Annotated in this window: 20 protein-coding genes; 10 read left to right on the forward strand and 10 right to left on the reverse strand. The window is 39.3% G+C overall.

Features of this window, described 5'->3' with window-relative positions; translation table 11 throughout:
- Nucleotides 1–11 precede the first annotated feature (11 nt).
- Nucleotides 12–1,397, reverse strand: a complete 1,386-nt coding sequence (gene pdxR, locus SHALO_RS06300) for a MocR-like pyridoxine biosynthesis transcription factor PdxR (RefSeq protein ID WP_069477844.1) — start codon at nt 1,395–1,397, stop codon at nt 12–14.
- Between the two features lie 101 nt (nt 1,398–1,498).
- On the opposite strand from pdxR, the gene SHALO_RS06305 reads away from it, so the two are divergent.
- The 3 genes from SHALO_RS06305 to SHALO_RS06315 all read left to right on the forward strand — a co-directional run bounded on the left by SHALO_RS06305 (nt 1,499) and on the right by SHALO_RS06315 (nt 3,484).
- Nucleotides 1,499–1,867, forward strand: a complete 369-nt coding sequence (locus SHALO_RS06305) for a pyridoxamine 5'-phosphate oxidase family protein (RefSeq protein ID WP_069477845.1) — start codon at nt 1,499–1,501, stop codon at nt 1,865–1,867.
- 5 nt (nt 1,868–1,872) lie between these two features.
- Nucleotides 1,873–2,475 (forward strand): pyridoxamine 5'-phosphate oxidase family protein, encoded by a 603-nt coding sequence (locus SHALO_RS06310; protein WP_084010776.1) that lies wholly within the window; start codon nt 1,873–1,875, stop codon nt 2,473–2,475.
- Between the two features lie 124 nt (nt 2,476–2,599).
- Nucleotides 2,600–3,484, forward strand: coding sequence for a DUF2860 family protein (locus SHALO_RS06315; RefSeq protein WP_069477847.1), 885 nt, complete (start codon nt 2,600–2,602; stop codon nt 3,482–3,484).
- 42 nt (nt 3,485–3,526) lie between these two features.
- Here the strand turns inward: SHALO_RS06315 and SHALO_RS06320 are convergent, their stop codons facing one another.
- Nucleotides 3,527–4,381: a D-amino-acid transaminase gene (locus SHALO_RS06320; RefSeq protein WP_069477848.1), complete on the reverse strand. Its 855-nt coding sequence runs from the start codon at nt 4,379–4,381 to the stop codon at nt 3,527–3,529.
- Between the two features lie 275 nt (nt 4,382–4,656).
- On the opposite strand from SHALO_RS06320, the gene SHALO_RS06325 reads away from it, so the two are divergent.
- The 3 genes from SHALO_RS06325 (at nt 4,657) to SHALO_RS06335 (ending at nt 6,402) form a co-directional block, all read left to right on the forward strand.
- Entirely contained in the window at nt 4,657–4,932 is a 276-nt protein-coding gene (locus SHALO_RS06325; protein ID WP_069477849.1) for a hypothetical protein, read from the forward strand.
- 113 nt (nt 4,933–5,045) lie between these two features.
- Nucleotides 5,046–5,969, forward strand: a complete 924-nt coding sequence (locus SHALO_RS06330) for a DUF4238 domain-containing protein (RefSeq protein ID WP_069477850.1) — start codon at nt 5,046–5,048, stop codon at nt 5,967–5,969.
- Nucleotides 5,970–6,090: 121 nt separating this feature from the next.
- Nucleotides 6,091–6,402, forward strand: coding sequence for a hypothetical protein (locus SHALO_RS06335; RefSeq protein WP_069477851.1), 312 nt, complete (start codon nt 6,091–6,093; stop codon nt 6,400–6,402).
- Between the two features lie 413 nt (nt 6,403–6,815).
- Here the strand turns inward: SHALO_RS06335 and SHALO_RS06340 are convergent, their stop codons facing one another.
- From SHALO_RS06340 to SHALO_RS06365, 6 genes are all read right to left on the reverse strand, one after another.
- Nucleotides 6,816–8,957, reverse strand: a complete 2,142-nt coding sequence (locus tag SHALO_RS06340; RefSeq protein ID WP_069477852.1) for a methyl-accepting chemotaxis protein — start codon at nt 8,955–8,957, stop codon at nt 6,816–6,818.
- Between the two features lie 269 nt (nt 8,958–9,226).
- A complete protein-coding gene (locus tag SHALO_RS06345; RefSeq protein WP_069477853.1) occupies nt 9,227–11,770 on the reverse strand; it encodes a molybdopterin guanine dinucleotide-containing S/N-oxide reductase in 2,544 nt (847 codons plus the stop codon).
- A 12-nt stretch (nt 11,771–11,782) separates the two neighbouring features.
- The gene (locus SHALO_RS06350; RefSeq protein WP_069477854.1) at nt 11,783–12,349 is read right to left on the reverse strand and encodes a hypothetical protein; all 567 of its coding nucleotides are present in this window, start codon (nt 12,347–12,349) and stop codon (nt 11,783–11,785) included.
- Nucleotides 12,350–12,448: 99 nt separating this feature from the next.
- A complete protein-coding gene (locus SHALO_RS06355; protein ID WP_069477855.1) occupies nt 12,449–14,113 on the reverse strand; it encodes a sensor histidine kinase in 1,665 nt (554 codons plus the stop codon).
- The gene (locus SHALO_RS06360) at nt 14,106–15,746 is read right to left on the reverse strand and encodes an ABC transporter substrate-binding protein (protein WP_069479350.1); all 1,641 of its coding nucleotides are present in this window, start codon (nt 15,744–15,746) and stop codon (nt 14,106–14,108) included. The genes SHALO_RS06355 and SHALO_RS06360 overlap by 8 nt, the downstream gene beginning before the upstream one ends.
- A gap of 1 nt (nt 15,747) precedes the next feature.
- Nucleotides 15,748–16,422, reverse strand: a complete 675-nt coding sequence (locus SHALO_RS06365; protein ID WP_069477856.1) for a response regulator transcription factor — start codon at nt 16,420–16,422, stop codon at nt 15,748–15,750.
- Between the two features lie 372 nt (nt 16,423–16,794).
- Between SHALO_RS06365 and SHALO_RS06370 the strand changes: the two genes are divergently transcribed.
- Complete coding sequence (locus SHALO_RS06370; RefSeq protein WP_069477857.1) at nt 16,795–17,202, forward strand: RidA family protein; 408 nt, start codon at nt 16,795–16,797, stop codon at nt 17,200–17,202.
- A gap of 156 nt (nt 17,203–17,358) precedes the next feature.
- Here SHALO_RS06370 and SHALO_RS06375 read toward each other — a convergent pair whose 3' ends face one another.
- Nucleotides 17,359–17,835, reverse strand: coding sequence for a GNAT family N-acetyltransferase (locus SHALO_RS06375; protein ID WP_069477858.1), 477 nt, complete (start codon nt 17,833–17,835; stop codon nt 17,359–17,361).
- A gap of 48 nt (nt 17,836–17,883) precedes the next feature.
- Nucleotides 17,884–18,348, reverse strand: a complete 465-nt coding sequence (locus SHALO_RS06380) for a hypothetical protein (RefSeq protein WP_069477859.1) — start codon at nt 18,346–18,348, stop codon at nt 17,884–17,886.
- Nucleotides 18,349–18,525: 177 nt separating this feature from the next.
- Here SHALO_RS06380 and nifH point away from each other — a divergent pair, with 177 nt between their 5' ends.
- The 3 genes from nifH to nifD all read left to right on the forward strand — a co-directional run bounded on the left by nifH (nt 18,526) and on the right by nifD (nt 21,397).
- Entirely contained in the window at nt 18,526–19,437 is a 912-nt protein-coding gene (gene nifH / locus SHALO_RS06385; RefSeq protein ID WP_025344427.1) for a nitrogenase iron protein, read from the forward strand.
- Between the two features lie 115 nt (nt 19,438–19,552).
- The gene (locus tag SHALO_RS06390; RefSeq protein WP_069477860.1) at nt 19,553–19,912 is read left to right on the forward strand and encodes a hypothetical protein; all 360 of its coding nucleotides are present in this window, start codon (nt 19,553–19,555) and stop codon (nt 19,910–19,912) included.
- Between the two features lie 30 nt (nt 19,913–19,942).
- Nucleotides 19,943–21,397, forward strand: coding sequence for a nitrogenase molybdenum-iron protein alpha chain (gene nifD / locus SHALO_RS06395; RefSeq protein ID WP_069477861.1), 1,455 nt, complete (start codon nt 19,943–19,945; stop codon nt 21,395–21,397).
- The last annotated feature ends 4 nt before the right edge of the window (nt 21,398–21,401 follow it).

A 21,401-nucleotide genomic window follows, 5' to 3' on the forward strand; every position in this document is an offset into this window, starting at 1 on the left:
ATAAAGCATTACTAAGCTTTAAGGGTTTTCAGCCATATTGTTTGAAGAAGCTCTATCGCTTCTTCGATCTCTTTCTCCGATAGCCCTCCAAAGCCCATGCGAATCGCCTCCCATGTCTCACCGTAAAGATCACTCGCACAGTAAAGTTTGATACCTTGTTTGAGAGCATTGGCTTTTAATATTTGCAGATCAATCGTGAGGGTAGGTCGTATCAAAATAGCAAGCCCACCGCCTTCACTGATGATCTCTATCATAGGTCCTAACGTGCTTTTGAGTCGCTCTTTCATCAGGTCGTGTTTCTTTCGGTTCAGGGTGCGGATTTTGCGAAGGTGTCGCTCCCAATGACCCCCTTTTATAAATAGTTCCAAGGTTTTTTGGGTACACAGTGAGACAGGGCAGTGTTGATGGCGCATCTGACATACTTTCGTGTACGCGTTTAAATAGCGATGCGGAAGCACGATGTAGCTCACACGAAGTGCGGGAGAAAGCGACTTGGAAAAGGTTCCAACATAAACAACATTCTCATCATGATCCAGTCCTTGCAGCGAAGGAATAGGGCGGTTTTGGTACCTAAGCTCACTGTCGTAATCATCTTCAATGATAACGCCCTGAACACGTTTTGCCCAATCTAACAACTTCATACGGTTATGAATAGGCATTGTAATCCCTGTTGGGTACTGATGGGAAGGTGTAATGTAAACCAGTTTGGCTTTTGTTGCTTCCAGTTGATTGATGTTTAAGCCGTTGTGATCAACGTCAATGGGAACAATGTCATAACCGTAATCTTCAAAGACCTTTCCCGTAGCAGGATACCCAGGATACTCAATGGCGATTCGTTGAAAGTGCTCTTTAAAGAGTGCGGCAAGACGGTTCATGGAGTCTGTAAATCCACCGCAAACAACGATTTGCGCTGCGTCACAGGTTACACCACGGGATGTGATAAGGTACTGCGCAATTTCGGCTCTAAGCCCTTGTTCGCCTTGAATGTCACCGTACGCCCCAAAATCCAAACTCTCTTTCATCGCTTTGATCAAAAGACGTTGCCACAGTTTCAAAGGGAACGCATCATGCGTCAACCGAGCGGGAAAAAAATCATAACGAATGAGAGGCTTTGTTTCAGAGATATTAAGAGGCGTCGTTAATGTGGGTGTACCATACTCGCGAAACGTGTCGGCAACAAAATAGCCACTTTTGGGAATGCTCTCAATGTATCCTTCCGCATAGAGTTGTTTGTATGCCAGTTCAACGGTATTTTTACTGATGGTGTACTCTGTTGCCACTTTTCGAACCGAGGGAAGTTTTGCTCCTACTGAGAGGGAGTTTAAAATCTCCTCTTTCATGGCATCGTAGAGTTGTATGTAGAGTGGTTTTGTGGCTTCTTTGTCGAGGATATACATAACTGACCCCTAAAATATTTCATTAACTGGCTCTTGTATTGAGTACAGATTGCGATTATAATACCACAATTAAAATTTAAAAAAACGCATTGGAGGCGTAAATGATCTCAGAAAAATTAAAATCGGTGATGCAAAAAGAGGGAGCGGTTGCCATTGTCGCGCAAGGGAAGAACTTCCCCCATGTTGTCAACACATGGCATTCGTACGTGACGCTCAACGACGATTATCTCATACTTCCCGTAGCAGGAATGAACACGATGGAAGAGGCTTTGGCGAACGACAATAGGGTTTTAGTGACAGTTGGAAGCAAAGAGGTAGAGGGCTTGCACGGTGAGGGTGCTGGATTTTTACTCAATGGAAATGCAACGATTGTGTATGAGGGCGATGAATGCGACCACATGAAAGCCAATTTCCCGTGGGCAAGAGCGGTGATGAAAATCGCGATTAAAGATTTTATCCAAACAACGTAGGAGTAATGATGCGAAGAGCTGAATTTGAAGTGAATGATACCAAACGTATCGAGGAATTATTTGCAGAGTGTGAATATGGAACGCTCAGTTTGATGGATGATCTTGTGCCTTATGGCGTGCCTCTCAATTTTGTCTGGTATGAGAAGAGTCTCTGTTTTCATGGCTCCAAGGAAGGGCGTAAAATGGAGCTGATCGCCAAAAATCCAAAGGCGAGTTTTAGCGTGGTGAAGCCACTTTCTCTGATTCCTTCTTACTTTAGCAACACGCGCTCCGCTTCTCCAGCGACGCAATTTTTTATCTCAGCACATGTTACAGGGTTGATTGAAATCGTGAGCAATGCTGATCTGAAATGTTTGATGCTCACCTCACTTATGCAAAAGCTTCAGCCAGAAGGCGGTTACGATGCTATCGAAGCTACCAATCCCATTTATACAAAAATGATAGAACAAACAGGGCTTTTTCGCTTGAACCCAGAATCGATCTCGCTCAAATTTAAAGCAGGTCAAAACCTCACCGATGAGCGTAAAAAAAGCCTAATCGAAAAGTTACATGAACGCGGAAATACCCTTGATCTCCTCACGATAGAGATGATAAATCAGATGCGTTAAAGTCGAAAAGAGGCTTTACATGTAAAGCGCTCTTTATCTGCGTTTACCAGTCATTAACGAAAGAAGATTAACATTCCCAAAATATAATTCATTATTATATTTAGAAACAGTTTAAAGGAAAAACGTGAAATCGTTTGCATTTGGTTTAAGTGTTGCATGTTTAATGGGAGCTAATCTCTTTGCGCAAGAGAATTATATTGAGATTGGTGGTGGCTTTTTAAGTGAAAAAAATAATTTTTCAACAGACTCAAAATCGACCATCTCGAATTATGGGGAATCGGATAGTGATACAAGAGGAATTCCTTATGGTGCGTTTAATTACACCTATCATTACGATAATGCCATTGCGTTTTATCTTGAGAGTCAAAAAGGGGATGTGCGCGTTGGTACCGCTATCGATAACCTGAATTTTGGTTTTGTCATCAAACCTTTTGCAGAAGAAGAGTGGTCCAATCCCTTCCTTCTCAATCAAGACAGAAGCAAAACCGATGTCTCAGAAATGGGTGGTTATGTAGGCTATACGTTCAAGGCAGATGCCTATGAATTGGCACTTGAATATCAAGTCACCACCGTGGATTATGACAATGATGCGCTCTCTTCAACACTTAAAAGAGATGCAACACGTCATATTCTCTCAGCAAAAAACAGTTATAAAAATTATCTTTTTGGTTTGGAGTATGAAAAATACGATGCCGATGGTAAAGCCAGTGCTTACGATAAATACATGTCAGAAGTCGGCTATCAAGATACATTTTTTACAAATCTTTCGTTTTTTACAGCGTTGGGTATTGGTGTAAAAGAGTATGACGCAACCAATCCAATACTGGGTAAAAAGATAGATGCAACGATTGTCAGTGCAACCGTTGCTCTAAAGCTGGACAATCCAATGGATTTTGGTAAGAATACCTATGTATCGCTTGCGCTTAAAGCAACGCAAGAAGATGCCAATCATGACTTCTACGATAAAGAGCAAATTGCTTCTATTGTCAGTGTGGGATATAAATTTTAAGTTAGAGGAGAAGAGGCTTTACATGTAAAGCCTCTGAATTGTTTAGGCATTCGCCTCTTTAAGGGCAGCTTCGACATAAAGTGCGCGAAGTTTTTTAACCATCTCGCCAGGTTTACCTGTGCCGATAGGCTTACCATCGATCTCGATGATCGGAAGAACAAAAACCGTTGCACTTGCCATAAACGCTTCATCCGCGTTCAACGCTTCTTCAATCGTAAAAAGACGCTCTTCGACTTTGATGTTGTTCTCTTTGGTGTATTCCATTAAGAGTTTGCGACGAATACTTGGCAAAATCGCATTGGAAAGTGGACGCGTGATAATCACGCCATCTTTCACGATAAATGCAGCCGAAGAAGTTCCTTCAGTCACAAAACCATCTTCAACCATCCAACCTTCAAAGGCACCTTTTTGGTGGACTTCTTCTTTCGCTAAAACTTGACCTAAAAGTGAGATAGACTTGATGTCACGTCTTTTCCATCTGATGTCCGCACAACTGACAACTTTGATGCCTTTTTCTGCAAGAGGGTGGTGAATAATCTCTTTTTTAAAGGTAAACGCCATAAATGTGGTTGGGGTATTTTCAGGAAAATAAAACTCACGAGGTGCGACACCGCGTGTCACTTGCATGTAAATGCCCCCTTCAACGATCTCATTTTTCGCAATTAACGTATCTAAGATCGTCTCAATCTCCGCTTTGCAAAAAGGCGCTTTGAGCCCAATTTTGCTCATGCTTCCATCAAAACGCTCAAAGAAAGGCTCTTTGTCGATCACTTTGCCATTAATAACAGGAACCACTTCGTAGATACCATCGCCAAAAAGATACCCACGATCAAAAATAGATACTTTCGCATCTTCCTCTTTACAAAAATCTCCGTTTAAAAAAACAATACTGCTCATTACAGACTCCAAAAAAAATAATACGTAATTGTATCAAAAGGTTTCTTAGCCATCTGTGCAATAAGTAGGCAGAAGTTTCTTTATTTACATGTAAAGCGTTGAAAAAGAAGTTTGGGTCATTTTCTATTTTGGTTTTAAAGATTAAAGAGATATTATTTTTGGATGGGTATTGGAGGTTGGTGGCAAAGTAGTTTAGAGTATAAAAAGTTAAAAATCAAGCACTGATCCCTAAATTCCTAAACTCTTCATTGAATAAATAGTTAATATGGAAGAAAATGAATAAAGTTGGTTGTCTCGTTTGCGGTTATCAGGAAATTACTGTTCTCGATGAGTTTAATGAGACTACATTTGAAATTTGTGGTTGTTGTGGATGTGAAGCAGGCTATTCCTACGATCAAAGAACGAGTCAAGAAGATCTTGAAAAGTTGAGGGATTACTGGTCCATTGATAACAACTTTAAATTTTGGAGAGGTGAAGCTCCAAAAAACTGGAATCCAATACGTCAAATGAAGGACTCTGGAATTGATGTATCTAAATATGAAAACTTCTAACAAATCAGAGAAGAAGGGAAAAAGGGACAGGCTACTTTAATGGATAACTCTTTTACATGTAAAGAAAAAGTAGCCTGTCCCCTTTTTCTCTTTATTTTTAAAAAGGATTAAGTTTGTCTAAACCTAAAAAGCAACATTGGGTTCCACGTTTCTATCTTAAAGAGTTTTCAATAGAAGAATCTCAAAGTAAAAAAGAAACACAAGTATGGATTTTTTCAAAAAATGAGGGTGATCCTAAAGTTGTAAATATAAAAGATGTTGCTGAAAAAAGATATTTATATTCTCCTAAAGATGAAAATGGGGATAGATCTTGGAAAATGGAAGAAGAACTTGCATCTTTGGAAGGACTTATGAGCCAAATATGGCCTACATTTGCAAATGGATATCTTGACTTAAACAATCAATCTTATAGAAAAATTATTTCATTATTCCTTGCAACATTGTATTTACGACATCCAAAGAGATTACTAGAACAAGAAAGAATGCAAAATTGGTTTATAGATTTTTATGAAAAAAATCTTCCAAAAGATAAAAATGGAAAACCTGTAGCTTGTCAATTTAGCACTCCTAAAGGAGACTTCATACTTGATCCATCGGATTGGAAAAGTTATTCTAATCCAACTCAATACGATAAGGAAAAATTTTTTGTAGATACAATCAAAGAATCATCTATGGATATTGTAGAAGTATTTATGAAAAAACGTTGGTCTGTAATTTTTTCAGAAACTAAACAATTTATTACTACGGACAATCCATTAGTAATATCTAATAGAATTATGGAAGATGATAAAAACTATGGACTAAATTCTAAAGGTACAACTATTACTTTCCCTATTAGTCCTACAAGAGTATTGATAATGGATGATTTGTTTGATGAACCACATTCACAATATTATCCACTAAAAAATGATGGAAGTGATATAAATATATTATTATGGATTGATGCACATCAGTTTATGATTTCACATAGAAATCCAGATGAAGTCAATTACGAAATGATTAAGTATATTGAAAAAAAAGGTGACAGGCTACTTTAATGAAATTAGGAAATTAAATCTTTACATGTAAAGTGAGGAGTAAAAAGGTGACAGGCTACTTTTTACTCTAAAGTTCTTGAATAAATAGTTATGTCTAAAAATTGAATTATAGAGGTATTACATGGAAAAAGTTTTATTCGTATCTTTATCTGATATTCAGTCAAATTCCGAAGTGGAGCTATTCAATTCAAAGGGTTATATTTTTTCCTACTTAAAAACAATGCCGTTTGAACACTTGGAATCTGGAAAGTTACCGAAAGAAGGGGAAAATTTTATTGTGAGCATTCATTATGGTTCTAGGCACTTATATAAGTGCATTAATAGCTATATTGATAAACCATTTGTCGTAGATGGTCATGATGCTGTTGTTTATGCAAAATGGATCAAGCGGGTTGCAAGTAATCATGAAAAGGAGTCGGAGCTAAACTTTTAACTTTTTGTTTGTTGCTTTTTATTGAGAATAGAGGTGTTCAGAATAAAGCTTACATGTAAAATTTTTTTATGGAAGTATTAATAGATATTTCAAAATGACATATCTTCTAACGAAAATAAATTATTTTAGTAGTATAGGTAAAATAAATATTTGAGGTAGAAGCAATGAACAAAGAAACTGAATCAAATATGGTTATCTATAACGACGGTGAGTTGGAACTCAAGAGAAAAAGGTGACAGGCTACTTTAATGAAATTAAGCAATAAAATCTTTACATGTAAAGTGAAAAATTTAAAAAGTAGCCTGTCACCATTTATCTGAATGGCACATGGCTCAAACGCTTTTTTTCAACAAAACTGATGGATTACGTGGCACGAAAATCAAGTGATTAAAGCCCTAAAATAGGGCTTTAACTTATGTTCTAAATTGATTGAGAATGGCGTTGAGTTGTGTGGTGAGTTCATTGAGATGCTCACTCGCCCCTGCGATTTCTTCCACACTTCTGGTATTTTGCGTTGCTAACGTATTGATTTCTTCGATTTTGGAAACGATGGTATCGATTTTTTCACCTGTTTGGATGTAGTCGTTAACCGTTTTTTCATTGAGTTTGGTTGCAACATTCATCATAGAAACAGTGTTATCCAGTTTGCTTTCCACATCCCCCGCGAGCGCGTTTAATTCTTGGATTTGTGCTGAATTAACATTCATTCTCTCTGAGCTGTCCGTGATAGCTTGAACAATGACATTAATGGTTGCGTTGATTTCAACCAAACTTTTTTGGGTGCGCTCTGCTAAGGTGCGTACTTCATCGGCAACGACTGCAAAGCCTCTTCCATGCTCTCCTGCACGTGCAGCTTCGATGGCAGCATTGAGTGCTAGAAGGTTTGTTTGATCAGCAATATCGCTGATGACGGTAAGAACATTTTTAACTTGGTCGGCATCAGAGCTAAGTTGTTGGATTTTTTGTGCTAGTTCTTGCTCTGTTTGCGCGCTCTCTTGAACACGCTGTCCCAGTTTTTGAAGGAACTTACGAGCACTTTGGAGTTCATTATTTGCCTTAACAATCTCTTCTTTTGAAGCTTTTGCTTCATTGACGGAAGAGACAATTTCTTGTTTGGTCTCGCTTGACATGTGTGTGGCTTGAGAAATGATGATTGAAGAGTCTTCCACGCGTTTGCCCACTTGCAGGGTTGTCGCTAAGAGCTCATGCGCAATCGATGCATTTTCAGAACTGGTGTCTTTTGCTAATTTGATGGTTGAGTGAACTTTATCGATAAATTGGTTAATCTCATGGGAAGCATCACCAATTTCATCGTGACATTTAATGGCTAATTTTTTGGTTAAATCACCATCACCCGTTGCCAAATCATGGGCAGTTTCTTTAAGGCTTAAAAGAGGTTTGGCAATAATACTGGTGGTAAGAAAATAGATTGCAATAATAGCCAGTAAAGCAACGATAAAACCAACGACAATTTGCAACGAAGCATTGCTGTAAAGTCGATCGCTCATGTCTTTATCAAGTACCAACGCTTTAGCCAATATAATTTCTCGTGGCACTTGAATCAAAACTGCCCAAGGTTTACCCGTTTGTCCAAGCTTGATTGGCGCAACCGTTTCTATCATGCCACTCTCATTGTTGATACGAACTAACGCCTTACCTGCTTGAATAGCTTCATAAATCTTTTCCCAACCTTTAGGCATCACTTGTTTAAAGTGACCTCCAATCATAGAAGGATTCTCGCTTTGGGCTACCAACAGACCATTGTCAGCAATGATGGACACCTGTCCATGGGCTTCAAACAATGCTTTATCCGCTTTTTCAGCAATTTTTTGAACAAAGTCTAAGTTATAGTCAGCACCGGCAACGCCATAGAATTTACCATTGACATGAATTGGCACAGACATCGTTGCGAGGAATACTTGCTTACCTTGTACGATATAAGGCAAAGGTCCAAGCACACTTTCTTTATTCTGCTCACGTGGGGTAATATACCAGCCTCCTTTAAGAACGCCGTTAGGATGCTTATCGTAGGTGTCGTACTCTACTAAAGGTTGAACAGCAATATTGCCTTTATCATCACGCGTCCAGTAAGGGGTAAAGCGTCCAGTCGTTGGATTATTGCCGTCTTTGTCTACACGGAAGTTGGCATCAGCGCCATCAATGGCATTTGGCTCCCAACAGGAGTATGTACCATTAAAGCTCTTGTTACTTTTCAATACATTGAGAAGCACAGCATTGAGCTGGTCGCGGCCAATGCCCAGCGCTTCTTTACCATCTTTAGGTTTGAGTTTACTCACTTCAAAGGTATTAGCCATCGTACGCGCAGCATCCAAAGCTAACTCTAATTCGGACTGAATGGTACCACTTTGCTCGCCGGCTAAATTTTGCAGTCTCTCCATGTTGAGCTCGGTCAACAAAGAGGAAACTTCCGCGGAAACAACATCTTGTGTGCTTTTAGATGAAAACAACCCGTAACCCACCAATAGAATAACTGCTGAAACCAAGCAAAGCCCAGCTATCAAAACAATCTTAGTTTGAATCGACTTAAATATCATCGTACAACCCCTCTTTGTTATTATTTGTATATAAAAATATACAATTAGTTATTTAAACTATCTTAGATGAAAATTGATTCAAAGTCAATGATATGTATTAGTCCATAGATTATTTTCTAAGATAAAATATAAAAGGGTAAAATGGGGACAGTTTCCACCTTTAACCTCCCTTAGACAGAGAAAAAGGTGACAGGCTACTTTAATGGATAACTCTTTTACATGTAAAGAAAAGAAGCGCTCTCTTTGAAAGACAAAGAGAGCGAGGAGGCTTAGGCTCCTTTAGGAGCGGAGAATGCAGTCAGAGGAAGTGTTTTCCCCGTGTATTTTTCGATATTGACCAATGCGGTATGCGAAATATTTCCATTTGCCAGTTTGGACGTTGGAATATCAATCGTTAAAAGATTTGGACTGCCGTTTTTGCAGATGCTTCCTACCGCACCTGGTTTTTCAGGATCGTACCATACACCCTCATAAATACAAATGACGCCTTCGATCACATCGTCTGTTACGACAGCACCTGTTAAAATTTCGCCTCTTGCATTGAAAACACGCACCGTATCACCGTTTTTGATCTGTTTTTTAGCCGCATCTTTGGGGTTGATATAAATCGGCTCATGATTGGCAACCGCATACGTGTCACGCAAACGTGTTTGATTTTGCTGTGAATGCAGACGATCGTATGGATGCGGGCTTAACATATGAAATTCTGCTGGTTTTTGTTTCATACCCAGCCATTCAATTGGCTCAAACCAGCTTGGATACGCCTTACAATCGTCATAGTTCATTTTTGCGATCGTATCAGAGTAAATCTCAATCATACCTGATGGTGTACCAAGTGGTTGCAAGATCGGATCATCCCTAAAATCTTTAAACTTCACGAAGCTTTCGTTTTCCATGCTACTATTAAAAACAACAGGCTTATTTTCGCTCCAAAATACTTTAAATGGTTTCATATCCGTCACAAGCTGTGGCGTTTTTAAGATCGTATTGTAAGCGACGTTATAATACTCTTCGATCCAATCCATCTCTTTTTTACCATTTTCGGTGTAAGCGTTAAAAAGCTCTTTACCTGCATATGCCAAACATAAATCGCTGAAAATTTGATAATCGTCTTTGGCCTCAAATTGTTTTTCAACTAGCTGTTTCATTGGTGAGATACCGTGTTTAGAGTAATCGCCAATCATTGCAATATCGTTTCTCTCATATTGTGAAGTTGCAGGGAAAACAATATCTGCCATTTTTGCGCTTGGTGTCCAGTAAATCGAATTCATAACGATCGTACGAGGTTTTTTCCACGCTTTGACAAGCTCATTGGTATTTTGATGGTGTGAAAAAGGATTGCCTCCGACCCAATAGATAAAGTCGATGTCGGGATAGGTAATCATCTTTCCGTTATGGTGTATCGTTTTTCCCGGATGTAACAATGCATCAGCAATTCTAGCAACAGGAAACGATGAGGCAGAAACTTTCAATTTCCAACTCTCCCCTGTACTAGCTGCGTCGTTTCCGCTACTTTTCGTGCCGATAAATTTACCGTTTTCGTCAAAATAACCCAAGCTCGCCGCATTAATACCGCCGATTGTTGCACCTTTACGCGTTGGTACACCTGCTCCACTGTAGTGATGTCCTAGTGAAAAACCACCGCCTTGAAGTCCAATTTGACCAAGCATTGATGCTAAGGTAACAAGCATCCAGTGTGGTTGTTCTCCGTGGTGTGCGCGTTGCATACCCCAACCGCTCATCATAAACGTTCGATTCTCAAAAAAGAGTTCAGCTAACTCTTGAATTGTTTTTTCATCGATACCGCAAATACGACTTGCCCATGCCGTCGTTTTATCGATGCCATCAGTTTTTCCTAAAAGATATTCGCTAAATCGATCAAATCCGACCGTATAAGTTTCGAGGAACTCTTTGTCGTATTTCCCTTTTTTATACAGATGATTTGCTATACCGAGCATCATCGCTACATCGGTATTGGGAAGCGGTGAAATCCATCTGGCTTTATCAAAATAGTGAATGGTCTCTGAACGTCTTGGATCGATAATAATCAGTTTTTTACCACTGGCTTTAAGTTTTTCCAGATATGCAAATGCTTGCGCGTCGTCAACTTGCCATGAAATTTTTAACGTGCTGATGGGATTTGCTCCCCAAAGAACAACGACGTTGGAGTGCTCTAAGATCACAGGCCAGCTAGTTTGTTGCTCATAGACACCGATACTACCGATAACATGAGGCATAATAATTTGACTAGCCCCCGTGGAGTAGTCCCCTAAACTGCCCGTAAAGCCACCGCTTAAGTTCATAAAGCGATGCAGTAATATTCTAGAGTTGTGAACGTTCCCGACACTTTTCCAGCCGTAACTTCCCGCAAAAACGCTTGCAGGACCTTTTTGGGTACGTGTTTTTTTGAGTTCGCGTGCAACGAGTTTGATCGCATCTTCATAACTGACGCGTACAAATTCTTCGCTACCTCTGAGGGCTGGTTTTGGATCGTTTGGGTTCTCAAGGTAACTTTTACGCACCATCGGATATTTGACGCGAGATTTATAGATCATATCGGCGGTGTTACCTTGAAGGGAGTTGGGAATTTTACTTGTGTTAAAAAATGGTTTGGAATCAATGACCTTTCCGTCTTTTAACGTTACTTTTAAAACACCCCAGTGTGTTCCTGTAATGACTTCGCCATTTTTGAGCACATCACTAGGTTCTTTCGCAAACAGCGAATAGGTTCCTGACAGTTGCGAAAAAACGGGAACCGTTGCTAGGGTAGCACCGATTTTTAAAAATCCTCTTCGATTGATTGTTTCTTGCATAATGTTCTCCTCTTACTTTTTCATATCGCTGGCATTCTTTTGTAAATACTGAGTCACTAACCACACATCATCTTTCTGAATCGGCGTTCGATCTAACATCGAGCGAAACGTTGATGGCCACTGATTGGCAGTAAAGTGATCGATAGCATTGAGCGTATGGCACATGGAGCAATTGTCCGAATAGAGTTTTGCGGCTTTTTCCATCATCGGCTCAACACTCTTTTCATAATCGCCTTGTGTTGTATACGCTTCCGTGGTAACGATATTCCATTGATCTTTACTTTCCACAATTTTCGTTACAGGTATGATGTTTTTGGCAAAAGCTAAAGAGAAAATACGTGCTTTATCCGTAAAATAAATCACGTTGGGCGTGTTTTTATTTTGATAACCTGTGATCTTAAATTTGATTCTATCGCCCTCTTGCGAAAGAATTTCGATTGCATTGGTTGGTAGGAGTTTTCCCACGACTTTTCCAGATATTGCATCTAAATAGACGGGCTTTTCTTTAACGGAATAAACGACGTCGTTTGCAAAAAGCGCGCATGATGTTAAGACAATGCCCGTGACTTGTTTCCACATAAAATACCTCCACAATAGTTGAAATGTTTTAAAACTAAAGAAGAGTATAAAGGATTAAAAAGTAGATTTAATGGAAAAAAAATGGCAAAAAAATGGCGTTTAAAGTGGTAAATGCAGTTTGATGGAAAAAAGTGCTCCTTTATCGGTGTTTTCAACGTTGACATAGCCTTGCATGTTGTTTTCGATAATTGCTTTGGTCATATAAAGTCCAATTCCTGTGCCTTGTTTGGCGTGTTTGGTCGTAAAATAAGGCTCAAAAATACGCTCAATATTTTCAGGTGCGATACCACCGCCATTATCTTCGATGCGGATAATCGTAAACTGCTTTCCTATTTTGATATTGATACGAATGGAGGGTTCTAAAACACGTCGCTCGATCAAGACATCTTTTGCATTGGATAATATATTTAAAACGGCATGGGCAAATTCGTTGGGATAACCTATAATAAGGCTGTCTTTGGCGGCGTAATCGTAGGCAAGCGTGATATTATGGTATTTGAGTGAAGCATTGATGATGGATATGGCATTATTGCATGCTTCCATGACACTGAAACTTTCTTTGTTTTTAGAGGGTTGAAAGAAGTTTTGAAAGTCATAAATCGTATTAGACATGTGTTCGGTTACATCGCAGCAAGTATGGATGAATTTAAAGAGATCTTCTTGGCTTAACGTATCGTAACGCGCGATGGCCTCGACTTCCATCAAAATGGCGTTAATTTCACTAATAGGTTGGCGCCACTGATGGGCAATATTGCCAAGCATGTTTCCCATAGCGGCAAGTTTAGATTGTTGGACTAAAAGTTTTTCTTGATCGCTTCTTTGCTTGATCTCCTCTTGTATTTTTTGTTCTAAACTGTCAATCATTTCATTCATCACGTCTTTAAGGGCGTTGAGTTCGTGATAGTTTGAACTTAAACTTAAGCGTTGACCAAATTTTCCCTCTTTAAGATTGCTAACGGTTTGTGTCGCTTCTTGAATTAATAATCGGTCTTGGTTGAGCGTCTCTTGTACGCCTGCAACATGTTGGTTGATCGTTTTTGCCATTTTCCCAAGTTCGTCGTTATGATCAAGTTTAATAAAAACCTGTTCGTCCGTTTTGGCCGGATTTTTCAAATAGGTAAAAAACTGTTGCAATCCGTGTTGAACTTTTTCGATTGATTCGACAATTTGTTTGACGATAACCGAGTCAAATAAAAAGCTAATAACGGCAATTAAAAAGAACCCAACAATCAAGTAATAATGGCTTTGAATCACATTTTTTTCGGCATACGTGAAAGTTGATTGAGAGTCTTCCAAACGTTCTTCCTGCAATTCTTTAAGAGAATTAATCAGAGTATAAAAAGCGTCTCTTTCTTCTGAAATTGCATTCATAAACGAGCCTTCGTCGAAACTTTGCAGAGCGTAAGAGCGTGTTGTGAGCAAAAGCTCTTTGTAACGTTTCCATTGTTCGACTATCGGTTCGGGAGCTTGTGCTATCATCGTTTCAAGTTTGTCTAAAATGGGCATAAGTTTTTGATCTGCGCGTTTTTTATAATCATCGTTGGGCGACATTACCAGTGTAAGCATCGTTTCGCGTAATATAAAAAGCGGTTCGATGTAGTTGCTTTGCAGGTTTTGAACTTTTTTGAAATCGGTAAAGACGTGATGAAGGTTCGCAAAGCCTCGCTGATTAATATTCATCGAAAGAAGTGCTAGCGATAAAAGCGACACAAATGCGATAATGCCCAAAATGAGAAATTTAGTACGGATGCTTAGATTATTCATTTGGTAAGACCTTTGTCGGTAAACGGTAACGTAAGCGTTCTTGAGGCAGAGGTTCTGAACGAATCGACCAATGATAGGGTGTGAGTTTCGCTTCCCAAAGGCGCATAATCGCCACGCTTGAGGGCGTAAAATCCACTTCTTTATTGATACCTATAACCATATTGGGAGAAGGAATACTTAACATGTAAGCTTTTTCATACACATGTTGCAAAATTTTATCCATTAAAGGTAAAAAACGAGGATCGCTGTTTTCGAGCGTAAAAAGTGTTTGCATGTAAGTATCAAGTGTGTCGTCTTTGTCTATTGAGCACCATTGGTTCGGTGTATAAAGAGTAAACAGACTTGACCAAGGATGTCCATACCAATCTTCATTTCCCCATAATAACAAATCCCAATCGTATTGGTGTTCGCGATTAGTTAAGAGTTGCCTAAAAACGTATTTTTCGTCACTCGTAACATCGTAGCTTAAAGTGACACCGAAGCGTTTAAGCTGATACTCGATCCCTTTACAGATTGATAAAAAGCGATCTTGCGTTACGACTTTGAGATGGACACCGTTTAAAATGTTCGTGATCTCCTCGTCACTCATTCGAGTGGGTGGATGCTGGATATACGCTTGAGAAAGCGCTTTAGCGGCATACATATTTGCCGAAATTGGAAAGGGTGAAAGAACACCTTCTCCTTTATACGAAAATTTGACGAGATTTTCTTGATTTAAGGCTTCGTTGAGAGCTTGACGTATGCGAAGATCGTGCAAGGGCGTTTTGGGGTTCATGAGGTTCATATGAAAACTGAGCGTCGTTGTTGAGGGACGTGTGTAAAGTTTTGCATATTTTGAATTAACGATTTCAGTTTTTTTATTCAGTGGGATAAAGGCAATATCAATTTTGCCTTCGTTATTGCTCAATGCATCGATAACACTATCAATAGGCATACGTGTGTGAATCGTTAACGTTTGAATATACGGTTGGGATTTTTCAAAATAGTAAGGATTGGCTTTTAAAACGACGGTATCGCTTTGGGACAAGCCGGTTGCATGGCCTTGTGTTAAAATATAAGGGCCCGCTCCAAAAGGTCCGACGATCGCTGTATTTTCGGCGGTGATGCTTTTTGACCATTGATGGTGAGTGTAATACTCTTTGGTATAAAAATTGATGCGTGCTAAATCGTGAAAGAGCATGCCGTAGGGCGCATTCAGATGGATACGAATGCTGTATTCGTCTAACTTTTCAACGGATTTGAGTTTACGGTGAATATCGGTATAGGTAAATGCACCCTGTAAAAAATGTTGAAAATTCTCAACGACAGCATCGGCATTTAAGGGTGTACCGTCTTGAAATTTAACGTCGTTACGTAGCCAAAAATCATAGGTAAGCTCATCTCGTTTTTCATGTTTATAGGCAATAAAATACTCCCAACCACGCTTGGAATCATCCAGTCTAACCAGCGTTCCGTTGATTAAACGCATAATATACGCGTAAGGTAACGAGGGAATATAGACATGTAAATGTGAATTTGGATCGCGATACGTAAGGCTCGTCTTTGCTGCATCGTCCATTTCGTATGGTTCGGCGGTGTGCATGTAAGAAGGTATCAGTCCTAAAGCAAAGCACAAAAGGCTTTTGACGAACATGCTATTCAAGCTTGTATCCAATCCCCGAGAGGTTGGCAATAATGTCTTTGGGGAGCTTGTTTCGCAGGTTTCTCACAATCGAACGAATTGCATCGTCAGTCATAACCGCATTGCCCCAAACGTAGCTTTGAAATTCTTCATAGGTCACAATACGGTGTTTATTATGAAATAAAAGTTCCAAAAATGAAATCTCTTTTTTGGTGAGTGTAATACTTTTTGATTGATACGTCAAAATTTTCTGATTCCAATCGTAGTAATACCCTTGAGGTAAATCGTGGCAATCGCTACATTTGTCTAATTTCGCACAACATTCTTGTAAAATCGCTAGCATCTTTTCAAAGCGTATTGGTTTAATAACGTAATGTTCGATGTGCATATTAATCAATGGTAGTAGATACTCTTGGCTCGTATATGCCGTTAAAACAACAATGCAGGAGTCAATCTCTTTTTTGCGAATCGTCGTAATTAACTCCACACCGTTCATGATTGGCATTTCAAGATCGGTCATAATAATATCGGGAGAAAACGTTTTGAGTATTTCTAATGCCTCTTGTCCATTAGAGGCTTCTTTGATCTCATGGACAATATAGCCTAGAGCGTTGGCGATATGCTTCCGTATGTTCTCTTCATCTTCAACAAATAGAATATTTAAATGTCTCAGCGGATTTTGTATCATTAAAAACCTTTATTCTAAGAATGAGATTATATACCATTCAACATATAAGTGTTCTAGCGTTTCCAATATGACAAAAAAAAATGGCGAAAAAATGGCAAAAGCGAATAAAACAGGGTTAAGAGCGGTGTAAGGACGCTTTGGTAACGCAAAAGTAAAAGAGGAAAAATCTTTGAATGCTTTCTCGTTGTATTATGGATAATGGCATATAATGGGCAATATAATGGGGACAGGCTACTTTATTTAAATTAAGCAATAAATCTTTGGCAAAGAGTTAAAATTCAGCCCTGACCCCTAAAGTTATAGATTTAGTAAGAAACAGACTGTTTCATAATATAATGTTCATTTTAACATCATCCTATCTTCGGAGAAAATATGAAGAATTTAATTGTCCGTCTTAATCCATCGACATTACCGAATGCTGGCGAAATGGGATACTCACAAATATCAATAGTTGAGCCAGGGCGTATGGCTTATATATCTGGTCAAGTTGCGTGGCGGCCAGATGGTCAGACTGTACCTAAAGGGTTAGCAGAACAAATGAGTATTGTCTCGCTCAACGCGAAGGCTGCATTAGATGCTGTTGGCGCTACGCCGCATGATGTTGTGATTGCACGTATTTATGTGGTCAACCTTACGCCCGAACGATTGGAAGAACTCATGCCATCGTTTCTAGCAACTTTTGAAGGGGCTCAACCTTGTGTTACTGGAGTTGGTGTCGCGACGCTGGCAGCGCCAGACCTTCAAGTTGAAATGGAGCTAGTTGTCAGGCTACCTAATTAACTATTGGATTCTGGTCTTGAATTTTAGATGTCGGGGCTAAACTTTCAACTTTTTGTCAATTTATGAGACTAAAGGTCTTGAGAATAAAGACGAAAATGGGGCTTGTCCTCTTTTCTCTCTTTAGTCTTAATGGTTTTATTGAAGTAAAAAAAGAAGCTACTTAAAATTCAATAGGTAGACTAGCCTCTCTCCTCTATCTGTAGAAATTGTTGTTTCGTATTTGAGCCCAAGTTTTTCTATACATTTTATAGATGCAAAGTTTTCATGATAAACTGTTGCAATAGCTCTGTTTTTTAACAAAGAATTTTTGATTGATTCTATTTGGGCTTTACCAATTTCACTTGCATATCCTAGTCCCCAAAATTTTTTTGCCAAGATAAAACCGAATTCATAGTCATCTTCTTGCAAATAAGAACAAGGCAGAACACCTGCTAAACCTATTATTTCTTTTGTAGTATTGTTTTCTAAAACTTTTAAGCCTATCTGCTTTACATACTCATATATGTTTTGCTCTGAAATAGTATCTTTTCCAAAAGTATATTTGATAACATCTTTATCACTAAAAATCAGTTCATATAAGGTTTTGCTATCTTCTTGGTTTAATGCTCTTAGTCTTAATCTTTCTGTTCTCATGTAGCTTCTTTGTATATTTTTTGACAAGGTATTTTATAAAAAAATATCTTAACCTCTGAGCATAACCCCTAAAAAAATGGCGACAACTCCCAAGACAATATTGATAGGCAGTAAAATTGTAGGGAGCAGTTGCATTTTTGCTTTGGCACCTGCCAAATCACCACGGTTAAAGAGTGTTTGTGCTTGCTTGCGTTGGATGTACATATACATATAATTAAGACTCATAACAGTCCAAATCGCTTCTTTAAGATAAATAAATCCACCTGCATAGCCAGCTCCTTGGATGATGAGAAGGGCGCAGAGGATGCTCATGACAATAAAAGGCATCACAAGATTGAACAGTCTTCCGACGATGCGCAAGTTAGTTCCAAGCCTTATTTTGGGTTCGTCAATTGTCTGGATCACAGGGTGTACAGCAAATTTAATCGCAATCATCCCTCCTACCCACACAACCGCCGAAAGAATGTGTAAAAAGATAATGATCGTTTTATAGTCTTCAAAAAATGTTTGCATACTCTCTCCTTTCCATATTATAGCAATGGATTATACCCTCCTACCCACCTTTGAATATTGACATTTTACATGTAGATATTTCGCTTTATATTTTTTATTTTTTCAAGCGTATTTTTTTCTACGGAACACAATATGCAAAAGTGTCTGGTGAAATATAAACTCACAAAGGAGAACAAAATGGCTGAACTCAGACAAATTGCTTTTTACGGCAAAGGCGGAATTGGTAAATCAACCACTTCACAAAATACACTTGCGGCAATGGCGCACTACTTCGGTAAAAAAATTCTTATCGTTGGATGTGATCCAAAAGCTGATTCAACACGTCTTATCTTGCATGAAAAAGCACAATGTACCATTATGCAACTAGCTTCAGAGGCAGGTACAGTTGAAGACCTAGAGCTTGAAGATGTATGTAAACCAGGTGCTGCTGAGTTTGATCCTGCAAATACAGATATTACAGAAGGTTTTATCATGTGTGCAGAGTCAGGTGGACCAGAGCCAGGAGTTGGTTGTGCAGGACGTGGTGTTATTACAGCGATTAACTTCCTTGAAGAAGAGGGTGCTTATGACCAAGATTTAGATTTCGTTTCTTACGACGTACTTGGTGACGTTGTTTGTGGTGGATTTGCGATGCCAATTCGTGAAGGTAAAGCACAAGAGATCTACATCGTTATGTCAGGTGAGATGATGGCTATGTATGCTGCGAACAACATCTCTAAAGGTATTTTGAAATACGCAAACACTGGTGGTGTTAGACTTGCTGGTCTTATTTGTAATGCACGTATGACAGACCGTGAATACGATCTTTCAAAACATCTTGCTGAGCAAATCGGAACACAACTCATTCACTTCGTACCTCGTTCTAACCACGTTCAACGTGCAGAACTTCGTCGTATGACCGTTGTTGAGTTTGCAGATAAAACAGACCAAGCATTTGAGTACAAAGAGCTTGCTCGTAAAATCATTGCAAATGATCTTAAAGTGATCCCTAAACCGTTAGAGATGGATGATCTTGAGGCATTGTTGATGGAGTTTGGTTTGGAAGAAGAAGTCGAAGCAGACGCTATCGGCAAAAAAGCAACAGCGTAATTAAACCGAAAATATCTGCCAACATCGTTGGCAAGCTTTAGCGCCCCAGTGGCAAACGTAGTCAAAAGAGCTTTGCCCTTTTGACGTTATAAAAAAATAAAAAGAGGAGCACACCATGTTTATTTGCGGATACCACTTCCCAGCATCTTTGGGAAATAAAATTAGTCATGAGCAAGTCGTAGAGAGAATCACAGCAGAAGTTGGCGATCTTTCAGATGTCAGTTACGCAGTCCTTACAAGTGAAAACCGTGATGGTATCAAACAAGAAGACCTTAGAGTTGAAAAAGGATCATTCCTTTTCGCAGCATTGGCTGATTACTATAAAAAATCAGACATTGAAGGCGAATACAAAATGATTTTTTACACCAACAAGTATCAAATGAGTGAAGTTTCAAAAGCCGTCGATGGTGGCGCAACAGCAGCCGTTTGCAGAAAACTCGACGATATGCTTCTCTACAGGGTCAAAGTCGCTTAAGCGTACTTTTTAAATATAAAGGAAAAGAGCATGACAACAGAAACACTACTAAGCCAACAAGAAGCCGCGATCGCGGAAGTACTTGCTGCTTACCCTGAAAAGGCGAAAAAAAGTAGAGAAAAACACCTTGGCGTTGATATGCCTGAAGGTGTCAAAGGTGCTTGTGATGCAACCAAGAGCAACAAACAGACCGTTCCAGGTGTCATGAGCCAAAGAGGTTGTGCTTATGCTGGAAGTAAGGGTGTTGTTTGGGGTCCTGTGAAAGATATGATTCATATCTCTCACGGACCGGTTGGTTGTGGTCAATATAGCCGTGCTGGTAGAAGAAACTATTACATCGGAACAACAGGTGTTGATACCTATGTAACTATGAACTTCACAACAGATTACAATGAAAAAGACATCGTTTTCGGTGGCGATAAAAAGCTTAAAGCTGCACTGGCTGAAATTGACGCGCTTTTTCCACTTAACAACGGTATCTCAATTCAGAGTGAATGCCCAATCGGGTTGATTGGTGATGATATCCAAGCGGTAGCTAAAGGCTACAAAAAAGAGTCTGGCAAGCCTACCGTTGCGGTTTCTTGCGAAGGTTTCCGTGGTGTTTCACAAAGTCTCGGTCACCATATCGCGAACGATATGATTCGTGATGAGGTTTTACCTGATAATTCGTATAAAAAAGATTTTGAATCAACTCCGTATGATGTTGCAATTATCGGCGACTATAACATCGGTGGTGATGCGTGGAGTTCAAGAATTTTACTTGAAGAGATGGGTCTTCGTGTTATCGCTCAATGGAGTGGTGATGCAACCTATAAAGAGTTAACAATCGCTCCAAAAGCGAAAATCAACCTTCTACACTGCTACCGAAGTATGAACTACGTTGTTCGTCACATGGAGCAAGAATTTGGTGTGCCTTGGATGGAATATAACTTCTTTGGTCCAAGCAAAACAACAGAGAGCTTACGCAAAATTGCGGCGTTCTTTGATGAGAGCATTCAAGCTAAAACCGAAGCGGTTATCGCTAAATACACTGCAATGACAGACGCTGTTGTTGCTAAATACCGCCCGAAATTAGAAGGCAAAACCGTAATGCTTTACGTCGGTGGCTTACGCCCTCGTCACGTTATCGGTGCTTACGAAGATTTGGGAATGAAAATTATTGGAACGGGTTATGAGTTCGGACATGGTGATGACTACAAACGTACCAAAGATGAGCTTAATAGCACAACCTTGATCTATGACGATACCAACGAGTACGAATTAGAGCAATTTGTCAAAAGACTTAAACCGGATTTAGTAGCGAGCGGTGTTAAAGAGAAGTACGTTTTCCAAAAAATGGGATTACCATTTAGACAAATGCACTCTTGGGATTATAGTGGTCCGTATCATGGATACGATGCCTTTGCAATTTTTGCAAAAGACATGGATTTGGCGTTGAACTCCCCAGTATGGGCTCACACCAAAGCACCATGGGAATCTAAATAAGGAG

The organism is Sulfurospirillum halorespirans DSM 13726 (genome assembly GCF_001723605.1).
GTDB lineage: Bacteria > Campylobacterota > Campylobacteria > Campylobacterales > Sulfurospirillaceae > Sulfurospirillum > Sulfurospirillum halorespirans.

Bases quoted from the DNA above. Each gene is read 5' to 3' on its own strand.
- pdxR (WP_069477844.1), bottom strand. From the start codon at position 1,397: ATGTATATCCTCGACAAAGAAGCCACAAAACCACTCTACATACAACTC.
- SHALO_RS06305 (WP_069477845.1), top strand. From the start codon at position 1,499: ATGATCTCAGAAAAATTAAAATCGGTGATGCAAAAAGAGGGAGCGGTT.
- SHALO_RS06310 (WP_084010776.1), top strand. From the start codon at position 1,873: ATGATGCGAAGAGCTGAATTTGAAGTGAATGATACCAAACGTATCGAG.
- SHALO_RS06320 (WP_069477848.1), bottom strand. From the start codon at position 4,381: ATGAGCAGTATTGTTTTTTTAAACGGAGATTTTTGTAAAGAGGAAGAT.
- SHALO_RS06325 (WP_069477849.1), top strand. From the start codon at position 4,657: ATGAATAAAGTTGGTTGTCTCGTTTGCGGTTATCAGGAAATTACTGTT.
- SHALO_RS06335 (WP_069477851.1), top strand. From the start codon at position 6,091: ATGGAAAAAGTTTTATTCGTATCTTTATCTGATATTCAGTCAAATTCC.
- SHALO_RS06340 (WP_069477852.1), bottom strand. From the start codon at position 8,957: ATGATATTTAAGTCGATTCAAACTAAGATTGTTTTGATAGCTGGGCTT.
- SHALO_RS06345 (WP_069477853.1), bottom strand. From the start codon at position 11,770: ATGCAAGAAACAATCAATCGAAGAGGATTTTTAAAAATCGGTGCTACC.
- SHALO_RS06350 (WP_069477854.1), bottom strand. From the start codon at position 12,349: ATGTGGAAACAAGTCACGGGCATTGTCTTAACATCATGCGCGCTTTTT.
- SHALO_RS06355 (WP_069477855.1), bottom strand. From the start codon at position 14,113: ATGAATAATCTAAGCATCCGTACTAAATTTCTCATTTTGGGCATTATC.
- SHALO_RS06360 (WP_069479350.1), bottom strand. From the start codon at position 15,746: ATGTTCGTCAAAAGCCTTTTGTGCTTTGCTTTAGGACTGATACCTTCT.
- SHALO_RS06365 (WP_069477856.1), bottom strand. From the start codon at position 16,422: ATGATACAAAATCCGCTGAGACATTTAAATATTCTATTTGTTGAAGAT.
- SHALO_RS06370 (WP_069477857.1), top strand. From the start codon at position 16,795: ATGAAGAATTTAATTGTCCGTCTTAATCCATCGACATTACCGAATGCT.
- SHALO_RS06375 (WP_069477858.1), bottom strand. From the start codon at position 17,835: ATGAGAACAGAAAGATTAAGACTAAGAGCATTAAACCAAGAAGATAGC.
- SHALO_RS06380 (WP_069477859.1), bottom strand. From the start codon at position 18,348: ATGCAAACATTTTTTGAAGACTATAAAACGATCATTATCTTTTTACAC.
- nifH (WP_025344427.1), top strand. From the start codon at position 18,526: ATGGCTGAACTCAGACAAATTGCTTTTTACGGCAAAGGCGGAATTGGT.
- SHALO_RS06390 (WP_069477860.1), top strand. From the start codon at position 19,553: ATGTTTATTTGCGGATACCACTTCCCAGCATCTTTGGGAAATAAAATT.
- nifD (WP_069477861.1), top strand. From the start codon at position 19,943: ATGACAACAGAAACACTACTAAGCCAACAAGAAGCCGCGATCGCGGAA.